The organism is Acetobacteraceae bacterium, assembly GCA_039613835.1.
Lineage (GTDB): Bacteria > Pseudomonadota > Alphaproteobacteria > Acetobacterales > Acetobacteraceae > Sorlinia.
Genome location: CP154827.1, coordinates 182,975 through 200,539, shown reverse-complemented (window position 1 = coordinate 200,539; position 17,565 = coordinate 182,975). Strand labels below are relative to the sequence as shown.

Sequence of the window (17,565 nt, the reverse complement as noted above, 5' to 3'; positions counted from 1 at the left end):
TGAAACAGTGACTGGGAGCGTGATATCGGCAGGAAAATTCACACCGGCACATGATGCAAGCGCTGCGCTTGTTCTTATCGGCATGCTTTGCTTGCTTGCTAACATCGTTTTACGCGCGCGGCATTTGGGCCTGATGATTTTCGGGGTGGTCATTTTTCTCGGTTGCTCTCCACTCCCCACCGTAACCGTGGCGCACGCCACCTCAGTTGCGGAGGCGGCGTGCGCCACGCGCCTCGCCTATATATTGACCGGGCAGGAAACGCTGGACGCCGTGTCGCGCCAGGGCATGAAAGGAATTTTCGATTATGCATCTGACCGCACTTCCGCCAAACTAGCGGCACCGGATGGTGTGCGACCGGGGCAGGATGATCTCGCGCCCTATCCCCTCCTTTATTGGCCCATTGACGCGCAGACAACATTCGAGGCCAAACGCAATGCAGCGCTTGAGAACTTCATCGCCCATGGGGGCATGCTTCTGATCGACACGGTTGATGCGGGGGAAGATGATGATGACGCTTCAGCAGGGCAGCGCCACCTTGCTGAGGTCACGCGCGGCATTCACCTCCCCGCTTTGGCGAAACTGGATGAGCGGCATATTCTTGCCCACTGTTTCTACATTCTGCGCAGCTTTCCCGGACGTTATGCGGGGAGGGCCGTCTGGGTGGCGAGGAATGCCGACCCGAATAATGACAGTGTCAGCCCGGTCATCATCGGGCAGGCTGACTGGGCGCGAGCCTGGGCGGTAGATGATCAGGGCAATCACCCTTATGCCGTCATCCCCGGTCATGATCGCCAGCGCACCCTTGCGGAACGTTTTGGCGTCAACATCATCATCTACGCCCTGACCGGCAATTATAAGCAGGATCAGATGAAAGTCCCGGCTCTGCTTAAACGGCTTCAGCCATGACGACGCTTTCTTTCTCCCCGCTCCTACCATGGCTCGTCGTGATCCCGCTTCTGGTGATCTGCCTCGGGTTTTCCGCCTATGCCGTGTTTCACCACATGCGCGGTGCCGTACCGCGCTCATTGGCCTTCCTGATCGGCGGAATATGGCTTCTCGATCCCATTTCATACCGGATCGCCTATAAGCCGGCTGCGTCAGATGTGTATCTCGTGCTCGATGAATCGCCCTCCATGCAGACGGCGCGCCGCCAGACAGGAGCGCGCGGCCCTTGAGACAATAAGGATCGCGGCAGGACAGGAAAGCGGCCTCAACCTTAAAATCATCCATGCGACCGATTCAGGGATGGAAGGCACGACGCTTTTTACCGACCTACAAAATGCAGTGACCGACACACGACGTTTTGCCGGGGCCATTTTTATCACGGATGGCATGGTGCATGACGCGCCGGCCAGATTGCCGAAAATTTTCGCCTCCGATACGGGGCGCGGTCCGCGGCCTCTTGATGTCATCCTGACCGGAAAAAAATGAGGAGACGGACCGGCAGATTGAGGTTCTGGAAGCACCGACATACGGCATTGTCGGCAAAGACGCATCAATCGTCATCAAAGTTATTGATCACGGGAGCGCGAAGAAGCGCATAGCGCAGGTAAGTTTTCAGGCGGGCCGCGCCGCACCTCAGCATGTCACCGTTAAAACAGGGCGCGCTGAGACGCTTAAAGTGCCGGTGAGAGCTGCCGGGGATATGCCGGTCGCCATCCAGGTTTCGCCCCTGCAGGGTGAGGTGACCACCGCAAATAATCTTGAGACGCTTCATATTAACGGCATTCGGGAGCGGCTCAAGATGCTTCTCGTCTCCAGAGCTCCTAATCCGGGGGAGCGCGTGTGGCGGCGTCTCCTGCGATCCGACCCGGCAGTTGATCTTGTGCATTTCACGATCCTGCGTGCGCCGGAGCAGGATGATGGCACATCAACGGATGAAATGGCGCTGGTCGTCTTCCCCACGCAGGCGCTTTTTGAGAAGAAGATCGACCAGTTCGATCTCATTATTCTGGATGGCTTCAAGACCATGGGGCTGTTGCCGGACGCCTATGTGGAGAATATTGCGCGCTTCGTGCAGGGCGGCGGCGGACTATTATTGCTGACGGGACCGGAATTTCTTGAAGATGACTCCCTGAAAGACACGCCGCTCGCGCAGATCCTGCCGGCAACGGCGGAGGCTCATGGCGTTATGGACCGCAAATTTGTCCCGCAACTGACGCCATTGGGTCAGCGCCACCCTGTTGTCAATGGCTTACCCCCGATTCGGGGCCCCTGGTATCGCGCTTTGAAAGTCGCGCCCGCCTCCGTCAAGGGCGATGTTGTCATGAAAGGACCGGATGAGAACCCCCTTCTCGTCCTCGGCCAGGCGGGAGAGGGCCGTGTCGCCATGCTGTTTTCCGACCAGATCTGGCTCTGGTCCCGCGGGAAGGCGGGCGGCGGCCCTCAGGCGCAGCTCTCCTGCGCCGACTAGCGCATTGGTTGATGAAGGAGCCAGCCCTCGAAGCGGAACAACTTTCGGGCCGTATTTCCGGAAATCGGCTCGACATTACCCGTCACAGTCTGCAACCCCGAATGGACAGACACGTCGAGGTGATGCGGCCTGATTCAAGTCATTTCATGCTGCCTCTCAATCCTGTCGGCAAGGGCGCATTCACAAACCATGCTGTGATTCATCCGAGCCCTGGTATCTGGCGCCTCAAGCAAGGTGATCTCGAATCGTTCGTCCTGCCGGAACATACTGAAACGCTTGAAGGTCAGGATCTGCGCGCGACGTCATCGCGGCTGGGCCCTTTAGTGCAGCAATCATCCGGACATCTCGTCTGGTCAGACAGGTTTGACGCCGTGACAAGGCTTTCGCTTCGCCCCGCCCATCACGGGCGTCACGTCTGGGCCTTCCCGCCCGGGCGCGAGGTTGACCCGTCCCGCATGAAAACCCGTCAAATCCTGCCGGCCTGGTTGAGCGTGCTTTCCATCATTTTCTGCATCTTCTTCGCTTGGTGGCGGGAACGAAAAATCTGAACGGCATGTTTATAGGCTGTGCGTCACGCATTAAGTTGGTGATGGGTATCGATTTATATCCGCTTCAAGGCTAAGAGAGTAGAATGTCTGCCAATCCACCTGCATTTCCGTTGAGCCCCCTGCCGCGCTTGTTGCTCATCGCCATATTGGGACTTAGCGCCTGGGTAACACTGCCCGCCACCTCTGTCTTCGGGCAGACGGCGGATGAGGCGGAGGCGGAGCAGGAAGCGGCAGAAGCCCGTCGCGCCGCCAAAGCGGCGGCCCCGCCCTCCGCCCTCCCCGGCGCGGACACGCAAGAGCAGGATGCCGGTCACGCGAATCGCGACCTTAATCCGACCGACGCTTTATATGATGCGGTCAATCGTGGCAGCCTCAACGCCGCAAAAGAAGCGTTGGGACGCGGGGCCAATATTTACGCGCGCAATATCCTCGATCAGACACCGCTTGACCTGGCAATCGACCTTAATCGTAGAGATATTATCTTCCTGCTTCTGTCGATGCGCGGCTCCGATTCAACGGGTCGGCTCGCCAATTTCGATAATGATGTTTCCGACGCAAATACCGCCAAAGGCCATCGCCTTTCCGTCAAGGCTGAGATGCGGCAGAAGGCCAAGCCGGTGCATCAATATGACATTTCGGGCGGTCAGGCAGCGCCGGAAGTCGGCTTCCTGGGTTTTGGGTCAAAATAGTAGGGCAGCCCCTTGATGAGGCCGCTTGATTTTGCCGTCAGCCAGCATTCCGTAATTTGGTCAGCGATGATTCGGTGCGCAGGATATCCAGCGGAAGCAATTCGCCATTGCGCTCAAAATACCAGAACGTCCAGCCATTACAGGAAGGCGCGCCCGTCAATTGCGCCCCCATTTTATGGATGGAGCCGCGCTGGCCGTCACTGACAAGACTGCCGTCAGGACTGACGACCGCACGCAGACGCCGCTGTCGGTCGAATAATTCGGTCCCGGCGGGCAGCATTCCCTGTTCAACGAAAGTTCCGAACGGAATACGTGGCATTTCCCGCTTCGCAGGCGTCACGGCAGCATGTTCCTCCGAGAGAGGTTGCTCAGCTTCGACGCGAAGGCGGGAAGCCTCAACATAATCGGGGTGACGCTCAATCCCGACAAAATGCCGCCCCAAACGTTTGGCGACAGCGGCGGTCGTACCCGTCCCGGAAAATGGGTCGAGCACCACATCACCGGAGCGCGTTGAGGCAATCAGGACGCGATGCAGGAGGCTCTCCGGCTTTTGGGTGGGATGGAGCTTCAGGCCATGCACGTTTTTGACGCGTTCATTACCCGTGCAGAGCGGCAGATACCAGTCACTGCGCATCTGCACATCGTCATTCAGGGTCTTCATGGCCTGATAATTGAAACAATATTTGCTGTCCGGCCCGCGCGCAGCCCAGATCATGGTTTCATGCGCATTGGTGAACCGCCTGCCACGGAAATTCGGCATCGGGTTGGCTTTACGCCACACAATGTCATTGAGGATCCAGAAGCCGAGCTCCTGCATGATTGCACCGAGACGAAAGACGTTATGATAGGACCCGATGGCCCAGATCGTGCCATCATGCGTCAAGAGACGCCGGACTTCCGCAAGCCAATCCCGCGTGAAGCGGTCATAGGCGCTGTAATCCGTAAATTTGTCCCAATCATCATCCACGCCATCGACAATGGTTTCATCCGGTCGACGCAGTTCCCCACGTAACTGTAGGTTGTAAGGCGGGTCCGCGAAGATACAGTCGATGCTGGAAGAAGGCAGGCTCCGCATCGTCGACACGCATTCACCACAAAGAATCTGGTCGATCGGAAGGTCCTGATGAGTCATACGTAATATCCCCCTAAATCAGAGCGTGGAGCATTAATGGGATGAAGGCGACGTATTGCAGTCGGATATGTCACGCGCCGAGACGTTCAGCTTGCGCCAGCATGGCGCTTACCGGCGCAAAGTCACGCCGATGATGGCGACACACGCCGACAGATTTTAAAGCCTGTAAATGGGTTGCCGTACCGTAACCGGCATTTCTTTCCCAACCGTAAGCGTCATACCGGCGGGCGAGCTTCTCCATCAGCTGGTCACGCGTCACTTTGGCAATGATGGACGCCGTAGCGATGGACAGACTTAATTGGTCACCTTTTATGATCATCCTGACCTCACAAGGCAGATCGACCCGTGCTTTACCATCCACCAATGCGACATGCGGTAAAAAGGGGAGGCGTTTCAGGGCGCGGCGCATGGCGAGGTGACTGGCCTTGCCAACATTGAGGGTTTCAATCTCATTGACGGACGCAGCACCGACCCCGAAATGACACACGCCCCCCGTAAGGGCCTGAAAGGCGCTGAGGCGACGCATCGGCGATAATTTTTTGGAATCATCGATCATGGATTGCAGAGATAAGGGCAAGTCATGGGGAAAGACGACGCATGCTGCAACGACAGGTCCCGCGATCGGGCCGCGCCCGACCTCATCCAGCCCCGCAACGAAGCGTTCAGGGGCACCGTTTTCATATTCATATCTGAAATCCGGCATTACACGGTCGCTGACCTCTCCCCTTCCACACCCACTTCGAATCGGGTTTGAATCAGATGGCACACAAAAAGTAAAGCGCCGTTTTGTCCCGCACCTATCGGCACCGCCGATCACCATGAGATCCATGCGGCACGACACCCGACAGGAATATGAGACACCCCACCCCTTCTCGGTGCCCGCCCTCAAAGTGTGCGGCGGGTGACCGGGTGAGGTGGGGGCGTCATCAGGGCTTCACATTTGCGAAAGTGCCGTGTCGGAAAAGCTCATTTCGCCTTGCAGCAACTTTTCATCAACATGCCGACGAATAACCCGATGAGCATGGCCCCAATGACGGAGACAACCGGACGGTCCTGCACAAATACTGTCGCGCGCTCGAGCATTGTTTCCGCCTCATCGTAAAGATCAGCGAATTCCTGCTGCGCCATGCCGGACATCTGGTCAATTTTGCCACTGGCCTGCGTCTTGGCATCGCCCGTCAGGCCGCCAACGGCGTCCTTCACGCGGCCCTTCGCCTCATTCATCATACCTTCTGCCTTGTCTTCGATATTCTTTGTCATAAAAGTCTCCTTTAAGGATGGACCAGCATAAGCGACAATTCCTGCAGCGAACAGAGCCATCGCGGGAACAATTGTCATCCATTAACGAAATGCCGGCGCCAAACTGTTGCCTGCGGGACAAGTTTAACGCGGAAGCGTTACATATTGTTGCTTTCCTTTCCTGGCTTATGGGGCCGTTTTAACGGCATGGCAATAAAAGCAACGGTGATAAATTTTAAGGGCTTGTGTTACCAATTTCGTCACAAGCGATTAATAGGGAAAATCGCTGCATCGCGCAACGCGTCTCACCCGCACACGCGCCAGGATCAACGCATTCATGACCAGGAAAACCGCGTGACTAGCATGGACGCCACCTCCGCCCAGAAATGGATGAAAAATCCGCGCCGACGCCGTCAAATCATCGTGACCGCCATCGCCGCCGTGATCTGCCTCTTTTTCCTCCGCATGTGCCTGCATGGGGCAAAAAACTTGATTATACGGCGGAGGGCGCTTTTGCCCAACCCGTGACCGTTGCGACGGCCCTGAAGACGGATCTGCCCATCATCATGACGGAGTTGGGAACGGTCGTGCCCGTGACCAACGTCACGGTGCAGTCGCGTGTCAGCGGCTACATTATGGAGGTCGATTTCTCAGAAGGACAGCACGTCAAATTAGGTGATGAACTGGTTCTGATCGACCCTCGCCCCTATGAAATCGCGCTGCAACAGGCGCTGGGCACATTGCAGCAGGACGAGGCCCAGCTTGCGGATGCGCGCATTAATTCCGGCCGGTATGAGAAGCTCATCCGCCAGAAATCCATTGCCGCCATGACCGCGAAAGACGCGCAATATAAGGTTCAGCAATTAGAGGGGGCGGTTAAGCTTGACCGTGCCAATGTCGATAATGCGCGCCTCAACCTTAAATATTGCCACATCCGCGCCCCTGTCGATGGACGCATCGGCATACGCGCCGTTGATCGCGGCAATTATTTCACCGCCGGGCAATCGAGTGGCCTGGCGGTGCTGACGCAGATGCAGCCGATTTCCGTCATCATGACGGTCCCGCAAAATTAACTGACCGCCATGAATGCGAGCGGCGCGCTGACGGTGGAGGCGTGGGACAGCAACAACATGGTGAAGATCGCGGAAGGGTCTGTTCAGGCCGTGGATAGCCAGATCGACACGGCCACAGGCACCGTCAGAATGCGCGCTATTTTCCCCAATCTTGATGAGCGCCTCTTCCCCAATGAATTCGTCAATGCGCGGCTCAATATCAGGACGTTGCATGATGCTATCCTCCTCCCCGCCGATGCCGTCCAAACCGGGCCGGACGGCGCTTTCGTCTATCTTGTATAAAGGGATGATACCGTGACCCTTCGGGCCGTCTCGACGGGGCACAGCGATTCCGTCCGCACTGAAATTCTTCAAGGTATCGCGGTGGGCGACAGGGTTGTGCTTCAAGGCACAAATCACCTGAGAGAATGGTCAAAAATTCGCGTTGAAATTCAGGCAAGAGTCAGGCCACGCAACCAGATATGGCGGCGCCGAAAAAATGATGAATCCGTCTCGGATTTTTATTGAGAGGCTGGTCGCGACCAGCCTGCTGATGATCGCGATCTTCCTGACAGGGCTGCTCAGCTACCGTTTTCTGCCGGTGGCCGCCCTGCCGGATGTGGAATATCCGACGATCACCGTCACAACGATCTATCCCGGTGCCAATCCGGACGTGGTCGAGAGCAGCATTAGTGAGCCGCTTGAGATGCAATTGGGCGAGATGCCGGGCCTTGATCAGATGATTTCCCAATCATCCGGCGGCGCGTCCCTCATCACGTTGCGCTTCGGCCTCAATATGTCGATGGATGTTGCCGAGCAGCAGGTACAGGCCGCGATTAATGAAGCCGGGACCCTCCTGCCCTCCGACCTACCCGCGCCGCCCATTTATGCCAATGTCAATCCGGCCAACACACCGATATTATTGTTGGCCGTCACCTCCGACACGCTCAAACTGACCAGCGTGCAGGATTATGTGACGACACGTTTGTTGCAGCATATCAGCTAGGTGTCGGGGGGTTGGGGCTGGTCTCACTCGCGGGCGGCCAGCGCAAAGCCTATCGCATCCAGATCAACATCCCGAAATTAACGTCTTACGGTATCGCCCTGGACACGGTGCGGACGATCCTCGGCACAGTCAATGTGAATGCCCCCTCCGGCGCGTTTGAAGGGCCGCTCCGTGCCACGACATTGCATATTGACGGGCAGATTAAATCGCTTGAAGAGCTGATGAATCAAATTATCGGCTACCAGAATAATGGCGCCATACGCCTGCGCGACGTGGGGCAGGTCATTGAAGGCCCTGAAACACGCAACTCGCCGCATGGTCCGGCAAGGTCCCGGCGCTGATTCTGAGTGTGCAGCGTCAACCGGGGGCCAATGTTGTTGCTGTCGTTGATAAGATCAAATCCCTCCTGCCGCGCCTGCAATCAACCATGCCACCCGGCATCACCATCACGGAACTGACGGATTGCACAACCACCATTCGGGCTTCGTCGCTGATGTGGAGTTTGAGCTGGCCCTCGCCATCTTGCTGGTGGTCGGCGTCATCTTCGTGTTCCTGAGCAATGTCCCCGCGACACTAATCCCCAGCCTGAGCGTGCCGATTTCGATCGTTGGCAGTCTCGGCGTGGTGTATTTGCTGGGTTATTCGCTCGATACTCTCTCCCTGATGGCGATGACGATCGCAACCGGCTTCGTCGTGGATGATGCCATCGTCGTCATCGAAAATATTTCCCGCTATATTGAAAAGGGCGAGGGCCGTTACGCAGCCGCCATTAAAGGCTCGCAGGAGATCGGGTTTACGATCATCTTCCTCACCGTGTCCCTCATCGCTGTCCTTATTCCGCTTCTTTTCATGGGGGATCTGGTCGGACGGCTTTTCCATGAATTCGCGGTAACGCTGGCGGTGACAATCGCCCTCTCCGCCGTGGTCGCGGTGACGCTCATACCGTCAATGTGCGCCCGCCTCCTCACGGAAAGGCCCCACAGCTCCCGAAGTCCCGGACGGTGGGGGCAGATTGCACGCGGGATTGAAAGCGGGATCAATCGCCTTATCGCTTTCTATGCGTGGCTTCTGGACATCGTGCTGGCGCATCGGCGCCTCACCGCCCTGACGGCTCTCCTCACCCTTGTCTTGACCTTATGGTTGGCGGTGATCATCCTTAAAGGTTTCTTCCCCATGCAGGATACGGGGCTGATACAGGGCATCACGCAAATGCCGGATACAATCTCCTTCGAAGGGATGAAGGACCGGCAGAGCCAGGTGATCGCAGCGCTTATGAACGTGCCGGAGTCGAGAATATTTCCGGCTTTATCGGCGTCGATGGTGAAAATATGACGCTGAATACGGGTCGCCTGATGATCAGCCTGAAACCGCGGAAAGCCCGCACGGCGTCGCAATATAAATTCGTGCTTGAAAATGCGAATCGTGACGCGTTCAAACTCTGGGTGCCGCGTCTTATCAAGGCGCTTCAGCAGCAGCCCGCCCTTAAAGGCGTGACATCTGATCTGTAATCTAACGGCCTGATGGCCTATCTGACGCTGGATCGCGCGACGGCGGCGCGCTACGCTATCACCCCCCCAGACGGTTGATAACCTGCTTTATGACAGTTTCGGGCAGCGTCAGGTGTCCACAGTTTACACCCAATCCAATCAATATCGCCTGATTTTGGAGGCGGAACCCCGGTTTCAGGACTCTCTCGAACAGCTCAGGCAACTCTACCTTCCCGGCGCACCTGATAAAATGGGGGAAAGTGCGTCAGGCCCGCAGAGGCGGCCCAGTTCCGGCCTTGTGCCGCTCAGCCAGGTCACGACGCAGGAAGTGCGCCTAGCGCCTCTTCTCATCACGCATTACGGCCATTTCCCCGCCACGACCATCTCATTTAATATCGCTGACGGTTATTCCCTTAGCGATGCGACGTCCGCGATCTCCCGGGCTCAGGAGGAAGTTCATCTTCCTCCGAATTTTGAGACCCGCTTTCAGGGCACGGCGGCGGCGTTCCAGGCTTCGCTCGGCCATGAGTTTTTCCTCATTATCGCGGCCTTGGCGGCTGTCTACATCGTTCTCGGCATCTTATATGAAAGCTTCATCCATCCCCTCGCCATTCTCTCCACGCTGCCCTCAGCCGGGGTGGGCGCGTTGATCACGCTGATCATTTGCGGGAAAGATCTTGATGTGATGGGGATCATCGGCATCGTCCTGCTAATCGGGATCGTCAAGAAAAATGCGATCGTGATGATCGATTTCGCCCTTGAGGCGGAGCGACGCGGCGGGCAGAAACCCCTTGAGGCCATCAAAAATGGCGCCATCATGCGGTTCCGGCCTATTCTGATGACAACTCTGACGGCTTTTTTCGGCGCGCTGCCGCTCGCGATCAATACGGGCGTCGGCGCCGAACTCCGGCGTCCCCTCGGCATTGCGATTATTGGCGGGCTGGTTATCTCACAATTACTGACGCTTTTCACGACACCTGTCATTTATCTGTATCTCGACCACGTCGCCGCCACGATACGTCGGCGTTTCGGCATGAAGACCTATGCTGAACGCATCGCGGAGCATGGTGACGCGTGAATATCAGCCGCCCCTTCATCCTGCGGCCGGTCGCGACGATATTAATGTCTCTGGCCCTTTTGGTTGCCGGGACCATCGCTTACCGGCTTTTACCGGTTGCGGATTCCCCGAATATCGACCTGCCGGTCATCCTCGTCATGGCGCAGCAACCCGGCGGCTCCCCGTCGGAGGTCGCCGCCACCGTCGCGACACCGCTTGAGCGTCATTTAGGGGCGATTTCCGGCGTGACGGAAATGACATCCACGTCCACCAGTGGCCAGACGCGGATTATCCTGCAATTCGACCTATCACGTGACATTGACGGTGCAGCACGTGATGTCTCAGCGGCGATTCAGGCAGCGCGGCGTGATCTGCCGACGACAATGCGCGACAATCCGACCTACTTTAAATCCAATCCAACGGGTCTCCGGCCCTGATCCTCGCGCTGACGTCGGACAGCCGGGCACCCGCGCAGCTCTTCGACACCGCGACAAAAACACTCCAGCAGCAGCTCAGCCAGGTTGAAGGCGTGGGTGAGGTTGAGATCGGCGGAAGTGCCATGCCTGCCGTGCGGGTCGAGATCAACCCCCTCTCACTTTATAAATATGGCATTGGTTTTGAAGATGTGCGGCCGCCCTTGCCTCGGCAAATGCGCATACACCTAAAGGCTTCCTCGATGTTGGTGACAGGCGCTACATGCTTAACACGAACGATCAGGCGCGCAAAGCCGCCGATTACGACGATCTCGTCATTGCCTACCGGAATAATCGCCCGCTCCGGCTGAATAGCGTCACGTCGATCAAAGATGACAAAGAGAATCTCTATACTTACGGCAGTTTCGACAGGAAGCGTGCGGCCGTGGGGATCGTCTATGCTCAGGCCGGGGCAAACATCGTCAAGATGGTTGACGGGCTGAAAGCGCGCCTGCCTTTCATAAAATCCGCTCTGCCCGCTGATGTCGATGTTCATACGATGGCGGACAGCTCCCGAACCATTCGGTCATCTCTCGCAGATACGCGTCTGACACTTTTTATCGCCGTTATCCTGGTCATCGGAATTGTGCTCGTCTTTTTGCACAGTGTCGCGGCGGTCATGATCCCGGCCATTGTGGTGCCGGTCTCCATCATCGGCAGTTTTGCTGCTTTATATCTCTTCGACTATCAGCTCGATAATCTCTCCCTGATGGCCCTGACCATCTCCACCGGTTTCATCGTCGATGACGCTATCGTTGTGCTGGAAAACATTACCCGCCACCTTGAGCGCAGCCTGACGCCCATGCGCGCAGCGCTGGTTAGCGCCAGGGAAGTTGTTTTCACGGTCGTTTCAATGACGTCCTCCCTGATTGCCGTTTTCATCCCGATCATTCTTCTTGATGACCTTGTCGGCCGCTTCTTCCGCGAATTTGCGATGACGATTTCCATTTCCCTCGTCATCTCCATGGTCCTTTCTCTGACATTGACACGATGATCTGCGCGCTTCTTCTGCGCCCCTCCAATGGTCGGGAGAGCCCCCGTTCCGTCGCGCTCAAACTTCAAAATGGCTTTGCGCGGATAGAGCGGGTTTATGCGCGCATGCTCGATTTCTCGCTTCGCCATTAATGAATGGTGGATGATTTTGACCTTACCGGGGACGCTGATTCTTGCCGGTGTGCTTTTAATCAACATGCCGAAGGGATTTTTTCCCGATCAGGGTGTCGGTATGATTTTGGGGCGTGTGATGGGCGATGAATCCGCGTCCTTCGATTACATGCATGAGAAGACCATGCGCGTCGAGGAAGGGCTGAAAAAATTTCCTGAGATCGATCATTACATCGCTTTTTTTTGGCGGGAGGCAGGCCAATCAGACAAGCTTTGTCTCCCTCAATGAGAAATTGAAACGCAAGCGTTCAGCGGGCCAGCTTGTCGCCACGCTTGACCGTTCCTTCGCAGATTTGCCGGGCGCTGAAGTTTATTTCCTATCGATGGGCGGCGTGCGAACGGGCGCACGCCGGGGGGAACGGCGCTTATCAATATTCGCTTCTCAGCCCCGATGCCGAGGCTTTGGCAGCCTGGACACCACGTCTCGTCAAGGCACCCTCAACCCTGCCGGAAATTTCCGACCCGAATTCTGATCTCCAGCAAGGCGGGGCTTCGGCTGATATCGCCATCAAGCGCGACCTCGCTGCGCGTTATGGGCTGACGGCGCAACTCATCAGCAACACATTATTCGATGCCTACGGCCAGCGCGCAGCATCTGTCATCTACACATCGTCCAACCAGTATCGCGTGATTATGGAAGCGGATCCGCGATTTTCCAGAAGCCCCGGAAGCCTCTTGCAAAGCTGGGTCAGCACGACAGGCGGCACCCCAGTGGGAGCGTCGCCTCCAACAATATCCGTGTGAGGTCAGCAGACGCGTCGTCAGTCCCGCTCAACCCGGCTGAGGCCGCCTATCAAAACCAAAATGGCAAACAGCCTTGCGGGTGGGGCGAATACGTCAAGCGGCGCCGCTGTCACGACAGAAGTCGCGACGATGGTCCCCCTGACCATGACATCGGACATCGTCCCCACCACCAATCCCCTGGCGGTTAATCACGAGGCTCAGGCTGTTTCCTCCACCATCTCATTTAACTTACGCCCGGGAGACTCCCTGGGGCAGGCGATTGCCGCGATCAAGGCGGCGACCGTCAAGATCCACCTTCCGCCGGAAATTCGCGTTGATTTCGCCGGGAATGCGGCATTATTCCAGAAGACCATCCAAAAAGAACCTTATCTGATCCTCGCCGCGCTGGTCGCTGTCTATGTTGTTCTGGGCATTCTTTATGAAAGCCTTGTCCACCCCATCACCATCCTCTCCACGCTTCCTTCAGCAGGGGCCGACGCAATTATCGCTTTGTGACTTGCCGGGGAGGAATTTTCTCTCATGGCGATGATCGGGGTGATCCTCCTCATCGGCATCGTCAAGAAAAACGCCATCATCCTGATCGATTTTGCTATCAGGGAGGACCGCGCCGGACTATCGCCCGTTGCCTCCATCCGACGTGCAAGCCTGGCACGGTTCCGCCCGATCATCATGACCTCCCTGGCCGCAGCTTTCGACGCCATCCCGCTGATCATCACGGGCGGTTACGGGGAAGAACTCCGCCGCCCGCTCGGCATTTCCATTCTGAGCGGGCTGATTTTCAGTCAGGCCCTGACTCTCTTCACCGTGCCTGCCGTTTTCCTCATCCTTGATCGCCTCGGCGCGCATCCGGACGCTTTGTGCGCGCCACCTGCCTGTCACTTCAACGCCTTATCCACGGACCAGAAACCTGATGCGCCCTGTCCTGCCCCCTTCCCCTTTGCTATCAGCCCTTGTGCTGACGCCTTTCCTGTCAGGATGCTGGATGGTGGGACCGAATTACAAGCGTCCGCAAGCCATTATCTCACCCGTTTTCAAAGAGCCCCCAAGTCACCGCCGGGCTGGACCGTCGCACAGCCAGAGATGGCGGAAGCAAATAAGGGCCCATGGTGGCGCATTTACGGTGACCCCACGCTTGACGGACTGGAAGATCAGGTCAACATCACCAACCAGAACGTCAAGCAATATGAGGCGCAGTATCGTAAGGCCAGGGCCATGATTGACAGCGTGCGCGCGCAATTATTCCCGACGCTTAACGGCAATTTCTCCTTCAGCCGCAATGCGCAGGGTGGCAGTCGCGAAGTGCCTCTGCGAGGTCCTTCGTTAATTATAGCCACACGACCACGGTCAATACATGGTCCACCAGTCCCAGCGCCAGTTGGACGATCGATATCTGGGGTAAAATTCGCCGCCAGGTGGAGCAGCAGGTTGATGTGACCCAGGCCAGCGCCGCTGATCTCGCCAATGCGCAGCTTTCTTACCAGGCGCAACTCGCGACGAATTATTTCAATATGCGCTATCAGGACAGTCTCCGCCGCCTTTATGCGCGTAACGTATCCTACTTCCGCGAAGCGCTACGCATTGTACAGAATCAGGCGGAGACTGGAGTGGCTGAACCCTCCGCTCTCCTTCAGGCGCGCTATCAGTTGCAGCAGACGATCGCACAGGAGACACAGGCGGGTGTCGCGCGCGCCCAGTATGAGCACGCCATTGCCGTTTTGATGGGCAAGGCGCCAACCGAAGTGACCATCCCTGAGGCTGACCTTCCCCCCAAACTACCCGCCTTGCCCGTTGCGGTGCCATCCACGCTTCTGCAAAGGCGGCCGGATGTTGCCGCGGCGAAGCGCAGGCTGGCCGGATATAACGCGGCCATCGCCGCTTATTACCCGCAATTCACTTTATCGGCGCAATATGGCTATAGTGGTGACCCGCTTGATGAGCTGATCCGTGCCGCATCGCGCTTCTGGTCATTAGGGGCCGCGGCATCGGAGACGATTTTCTCTGGCGGCGCGCGGCGCGCGGCCGTGAGGGGCGCGAAGGCGGATTATGATGCGGCCGTCGCCAATTACCGCCAAACCGTGCTGACAGCCCTTCAGAATGTTGAAGATAATTTCTCCAACCTGCGCATTCTCGAAAAACAATATGCAGAGCAGGAAGCAGCTGTGACTTCCGCCAAAGAGGCTGTCCACGTTTCCATGAACGCCTTCATGGGCGGGCACGGAAATCTATACGACAGTCATCACAAGCCAGCAGAACGCTTTGAATTATGAGGTGCGGGCCTTGGGCGTGCGTTAATCACAATGGACCTCACATGTTGCGCTGATAACCGCGCTTGGGGGCGGGTGGGATGCCGTGTCACTTCCCGCACGAAAATCACTGACGTCAAATAATCCGTTTATTGACGGGTATTTCCGCAAAGCGAAGGAATAAGCCGGCGCGTGACCGGCTTTTCCCGAAATGCCGCTTTTATTGGGGCGTCAGGTGATGCTTTTACCGGCGAAGACCGCCATCGCGAGAAAAATAAGGAAAAGCACCACGAAGATGGTGAAGAGGATTTTTGGCGATCCCCGCTGATGCGGCCGAAATACCGGTAAACCCGAATAGTCCCGCAATCAGGGAAATGACGAGAAACGACAAGGCGAGCTTAAGCATGGAAATCTCCTGGAGGTCACGCCCTCATCAACGCGGGAGCTCTGATTTTATTCCACAACAGCGTACTCATTATATACTCAAAAAATATCGGTATTTCAGCAATAGACTTTTTGGCGATAAATATTTATACTTATTTTTGCGGCGGCGCGACAAATATCACTGGTATTATCTTTAGTCGAGCGATGAAACGCAAGCACGGAGCCGGCAGTTGAAGAGGGTGAATGCTGATTAAGGCCCCTCCTTTTAGGTTGTTTCCCTGCCTCTGCAGGCTATGTGTGGCGTGACGGTGATTGCCCGCGATCGCATAAAAAACCCGCCTGGTTTGACCAGACGAGTTTGATCGACGCTTATCCGTGGAGGCTTTTTATTCAGCCTCAAGCTCGGGCGCGGACTGAACGGGACCGCTATCTTTGCCCTTCGCCTCAATATCGCGCTCAACCAGCTCAACCACGGCTATATCCGCATTGTCGCCATAACGGACGCCTGCCTTAAGCACGCGGGTATAGCCGCCTGCGCGCGCCTTGTAACGCTCCGCAACAGTTGAGAAAAGCTTCGCGACAATAGCTTCATCACGCAGACGGGCAAAAGCCTGACGACGTGCATGCAACGTGCCCTGCTTGCCGAGTGTGATCAGCTTCTCCACAACAGGGCGGATTTCCTTCGCCTTGGGGAGCGTGGTGGTGATTTGCTCATGCTTGATGAGAGACACGGCCATGTTACGGAACATCGCCGCACGGTGGGATGAGGTGACGTTGAGTTTACGCCCGGCAACACCATGACGCATGATATGAATTCCTTACTCTATTAAAAGATGCCAGGATTGTCTCAGAAGACCTCGTCGAGACGTTTGGCGAGATCCTCAATGTTTTCCGGCGGCCAGGCGGGAACATTCATACCGAGAGACAGCCCCATTGAGGTCAAGACTTCCTTGATCTCATTGAGCGACTTACGGCCGAAATTCGGGGTGCGCAGCATCTCCTGCTCGGATTTCTGAACGAGGTCACCGATATAGACGATGTTATCGTTTTTCAGGCAGTTCGCACTGCGGACAGAAAGCTCAAGCTCATCCACCTTACGGAGGAGATTGCGGTTGAACGGCAGCTCATCACGTGGCTCTTCCTGACGGACGGGGCGCGGCTCCTCAAAATTGATGAAGAGCCGAAACTGGTCCTGAAGGATACGCGCCGCCAATGCGAGGCTATCCTCAGGCGTCAACGAACCATCCGTTTCCACCGTCAGAAGCAGCTTGTCATAATCCGTCACCTGTCCGACGCGGGTCTGCTCAACCTTGTAGGAAACCTGGCGGATCGGCGAATAGATCGCATCGACAGGGATTAGGCCGATCGGCGCATCTTCCGGCCGGTTGGCGGCGGCGGGGACGTAACCCTTACCGGAATTTACCGTGAATTCGATACCCAGCTTCACACCATGATCAAGCGTGCAGATCACAAGGTCGGGATTCATGATTTCAATGTCGTGACCGGCCTGGATCTGGCCCGCTGTCACTTCACCCGGGCCTGTGGCGGACAGAATCATGCGTTTGGGGCCATCCCCATGCATACGCAGCGCAAGCTGCTTCACATTGAGGACGATATCGGTCACATCCTCTCGCACACCCGGCACGGAGGAAAATTCATGGAGAACTCCGTCAATCTGAATGGCCGTCACCGCAGCTCCCTGCAGGGAGGAAAGCAGGACGCGCCGAATGGCGTTGCCCAGCGTCATGCCGAAGCCCCGCTCAAGCGGCTCGGCAACCACGGTCGCCTTATGAGACGGCATCACGCCGGGGGAAACTTCAAGTTTCTCCGGCTTAATAAGAGACTGCCAGTTCTTTTGGAGGACCAAGGTCGTGGCCTTTCAAAAAACTTTTTCGCTGCAACTCAGCGAAGTATCAACCTCGCAATGCGGGGT

The 17,565-nt window shown here is 56.7% G+C and carries 14 protein-coding genes and 6 pseudogenes; 14 read left to right on the top strand and 6 right to left on the bottom strand.

Going from position 1 to position 17,565, the window contains the following annotated elements; genetic code table 11:
* Positions 1-91 precede the first annotated feature (91 nt).
* From AAYR33_01220 to AAYR33_01195, 6 genes are all read left to right on the top strand, one after another.
* Positions 92-907 (top strand): DUF4159 domain-containing protein, encoded by an 816-nt coding sequence (locus AAYR33_01220; protein XAO71622.1) that lies wholly within the window; start codon positions 92-94, stop codon positions 905-907.
* Complete coding sequence (locus AAYR33_01215) at positions 904-1,176, top strand: hypothetical protein (GenBank protein ID XAO71621.1); 273 nt, start codon at positions 904-906, stop codon at positions 1,174-1,176. Before AAYR33_01220 ends, AAYR33_01215 begins: the two co-directional genes overlap by 4 nt.
* Positions 1,121-1,432: a hypothetical protein gene (locus tag AAYR33_01210; GenBank protein ID XAO71620.1), complete on the top strand. Its 312-nt coding sequence runs from the start codon at positions 1,121-1,123 to the stop codon at positions 1,430-1,432. Before AAYR33_01215 ends, AAYR33_01210 begins: the two co-directional genes overlap by 56 nt.
* Before the next feature lie 214 nt (positions 1,433-1,646).
* Entirely contained in the window at positions 1,647-2,414 is a 768-nt protein-coding gene (locus AAYR33_01205; GenBank protein XAO71619.1) for a glutamine amidotransferase, read from the top strand.
* Positions 2,415-2,425: 11 nt separating this feature from the next.
* Positions 2,426-2,962, top strand: coding sequence for a hypothetical protein (locus AAYR33_01200; GenBank protein ID XAO71618.1), 537 nt, complete (start codon positions 2,426-2,428; stop codon positions 2,960-2,962).
* 83 nt (positions 2,963-3,045) lie between these two features.
* Positions 3,046-3,651, top strand: a complete 606-nt coding sequence (locus AAYR33_01195; protein XAO71617.1) for an ankyrin repeat domain-containing protein — start codon at positions 3,046-3,048, stop codon at positions 3,649-3,651.
* 37 nt (positions 3,652-3,688) lie between these two features.
* On the opposite strand, the gene AAYR33_01190 is transcribed toward AAYR33_01195, so the two are convergent.
* From AAYR33_01190 to AAYR33_01180, 3 genes are all read right to left on the bottom strand, one after another.
* Entirely contained in the window at positions 3,689-4,783 is a 1,095-nt protein-coding gene (locus AAYR33_01190) for a DNA methyltransferase (protein ID XAO71616.1), read from the bottom strand.
* Positions 4,784-4,853: 70 nt separating this feature from the next.
* On the bottom strand, positions 4,854-5,486 hold the full coding sequence (locus AAYR33_01185) for a ribonuclease HII (GenBank protein ID XAO71615.1): 633 nt from the start codon (positions 5,484-5,486) through the stop codon (positions 4,854-4,856).
* A 263-nt stretch (positions 5,487-5,749) separates the two neighbouring features.
* Positions 5,750-6,043 (bottom strand): CsbD family protein, encoded by a 294-nt coding sequence (locus AAYR33_01180; protein XAO71614.1) that lies wholly within the window; start codon positions 6,041-6,043, stop codon positions 5,750-5,752.
* A gap of 446 nt (positions 6,044-6,489) precedes the next feature.
* Between AAYR33_01180 and AAYR33_01175 the strand changes: the two are divergent.
* The 8 genes and pseudogenes from AAYR33_01175 (at position 6,490) to AAYR33_01140 (ending at position 15,272) form a co-directional block, all read left to right on the top strand.
* Positions 6,490-7,602: pseudogene (locus tag AAYR33_01175) on the top strand (efflux RND transporter periplasmic adaptor subunit).
* Positions 7,577-10,645: pseudogene (locus AAYR33_01170) on the top strand (efflux RND transporter permease subunit). The pseudogenes AAYR33_01175 and AAYR33_01170 overlap by 26 nt, the downstream one beginning before the upstream one ends.
* Positions 10,642-11,061: an efflux RND transporter permease subunit gene (locus AAYR33_01165; protein XAO71613.1), complete on the top strand. Its 420-nt coding sequence runs from the start codon at positions 10,642-10,644 to the stop codon at positions 11,059-11,061. The pseudogene AAYR33_01170 and the gene AAYR33_01165 overlap by 4 nt, the downstream one beginning before the upstream one ends.
* On the top strand, positions 11,034-11,408 hold the full coding sequence (locus tag AAYR33_01160; GenBank protein XAO72327.1) for an efflux RND transporter permease subunit: 375 nt from the start codon (positions 11,034-11,036) through the stop codon (positions 11,406-11,408). Before AAYR33_01165 ends, AAYR33_01160 begins: the two co-directional genes overlap by 28 nt.
* Positions 11,315-12,490: pseudogene (locus tag AAYR33_01155) on the top strand (efflux RND transporter permease subunit). Before AAYR33_01160 ends, AAYR33_01155 begins: the two are co-directional and overlap by 94 nt.
* Positions 12,491-12,534: 44 nt before the next feature.
* Positions 12,535-13,005, top strand: a complete 471-nt coding sequence (locus AAYR33_01150) for an efflux RND transporter permease subunit (GenBank protein XAO71612.1) — start codon at positions 12,535-12,537, stop codon at positions 13,003-13,005.
* A 60-nt stretch (positions 13,006-13,065) separates the two neighbouring features.
* Positions 13,066-14,439: pseudogene (locus AAYR33_01145) on the top strand (efflux RND transporter permease subunit).
* Positions 14,361-15,272 (top strand): annotated as a pseudogene (locus AAYR33_01140) (efflux transporter outer membrane subunit). The pseudogenes AAYR33_01145 and AAYR33_01140 overlap by 79 nt, the downstream one beginning before the upstream one ends.
* A 207-nt stretch (positions 15,273-15,479) precedes the next feature.
* On the opposite strand, the pseudogene AAYR33_01135 reads toward AAYR33_01140, so the two are convergent.
* The 3 genes and pseudogenes from AAYR33_01135 to AAYR33_01125 form a co-directional block, all read right to left on the bottom strand.
* Positions 15,480-15,654 (bottom strand): annotated as a pseudogene (locus AAYR33_01135) (DUF1328 domain-containing protein).
* A gap of 364 nt (positions 15,655-16,018) precedes the next feature.
* On the bottom strand, positions 16,019-16,438 hold the full coding sequence (gene rplQ / locus AAYR33_01130; GenBank protein ID XAO71611.1) for a 50S ribosomal protein L17: 420 nt from the start codon (positions 16,436-16,438) through the stop codon (positions 16,019-16,021).
* 41 nt (positions 16,439-16,479) lie between these two features.
* A complete protein-coding gene (locus AAYR33_01125) occupies positions 16,480-17,499 on the bottom strand; it encodes a DNA-directed RNA polymerase subunit alpha (protein ID XAO71610.1) in 1,020 nt (339 codons plus the stop codon).
* Positions 17,500-17,565: the final 66 nt, after the last annotated feature.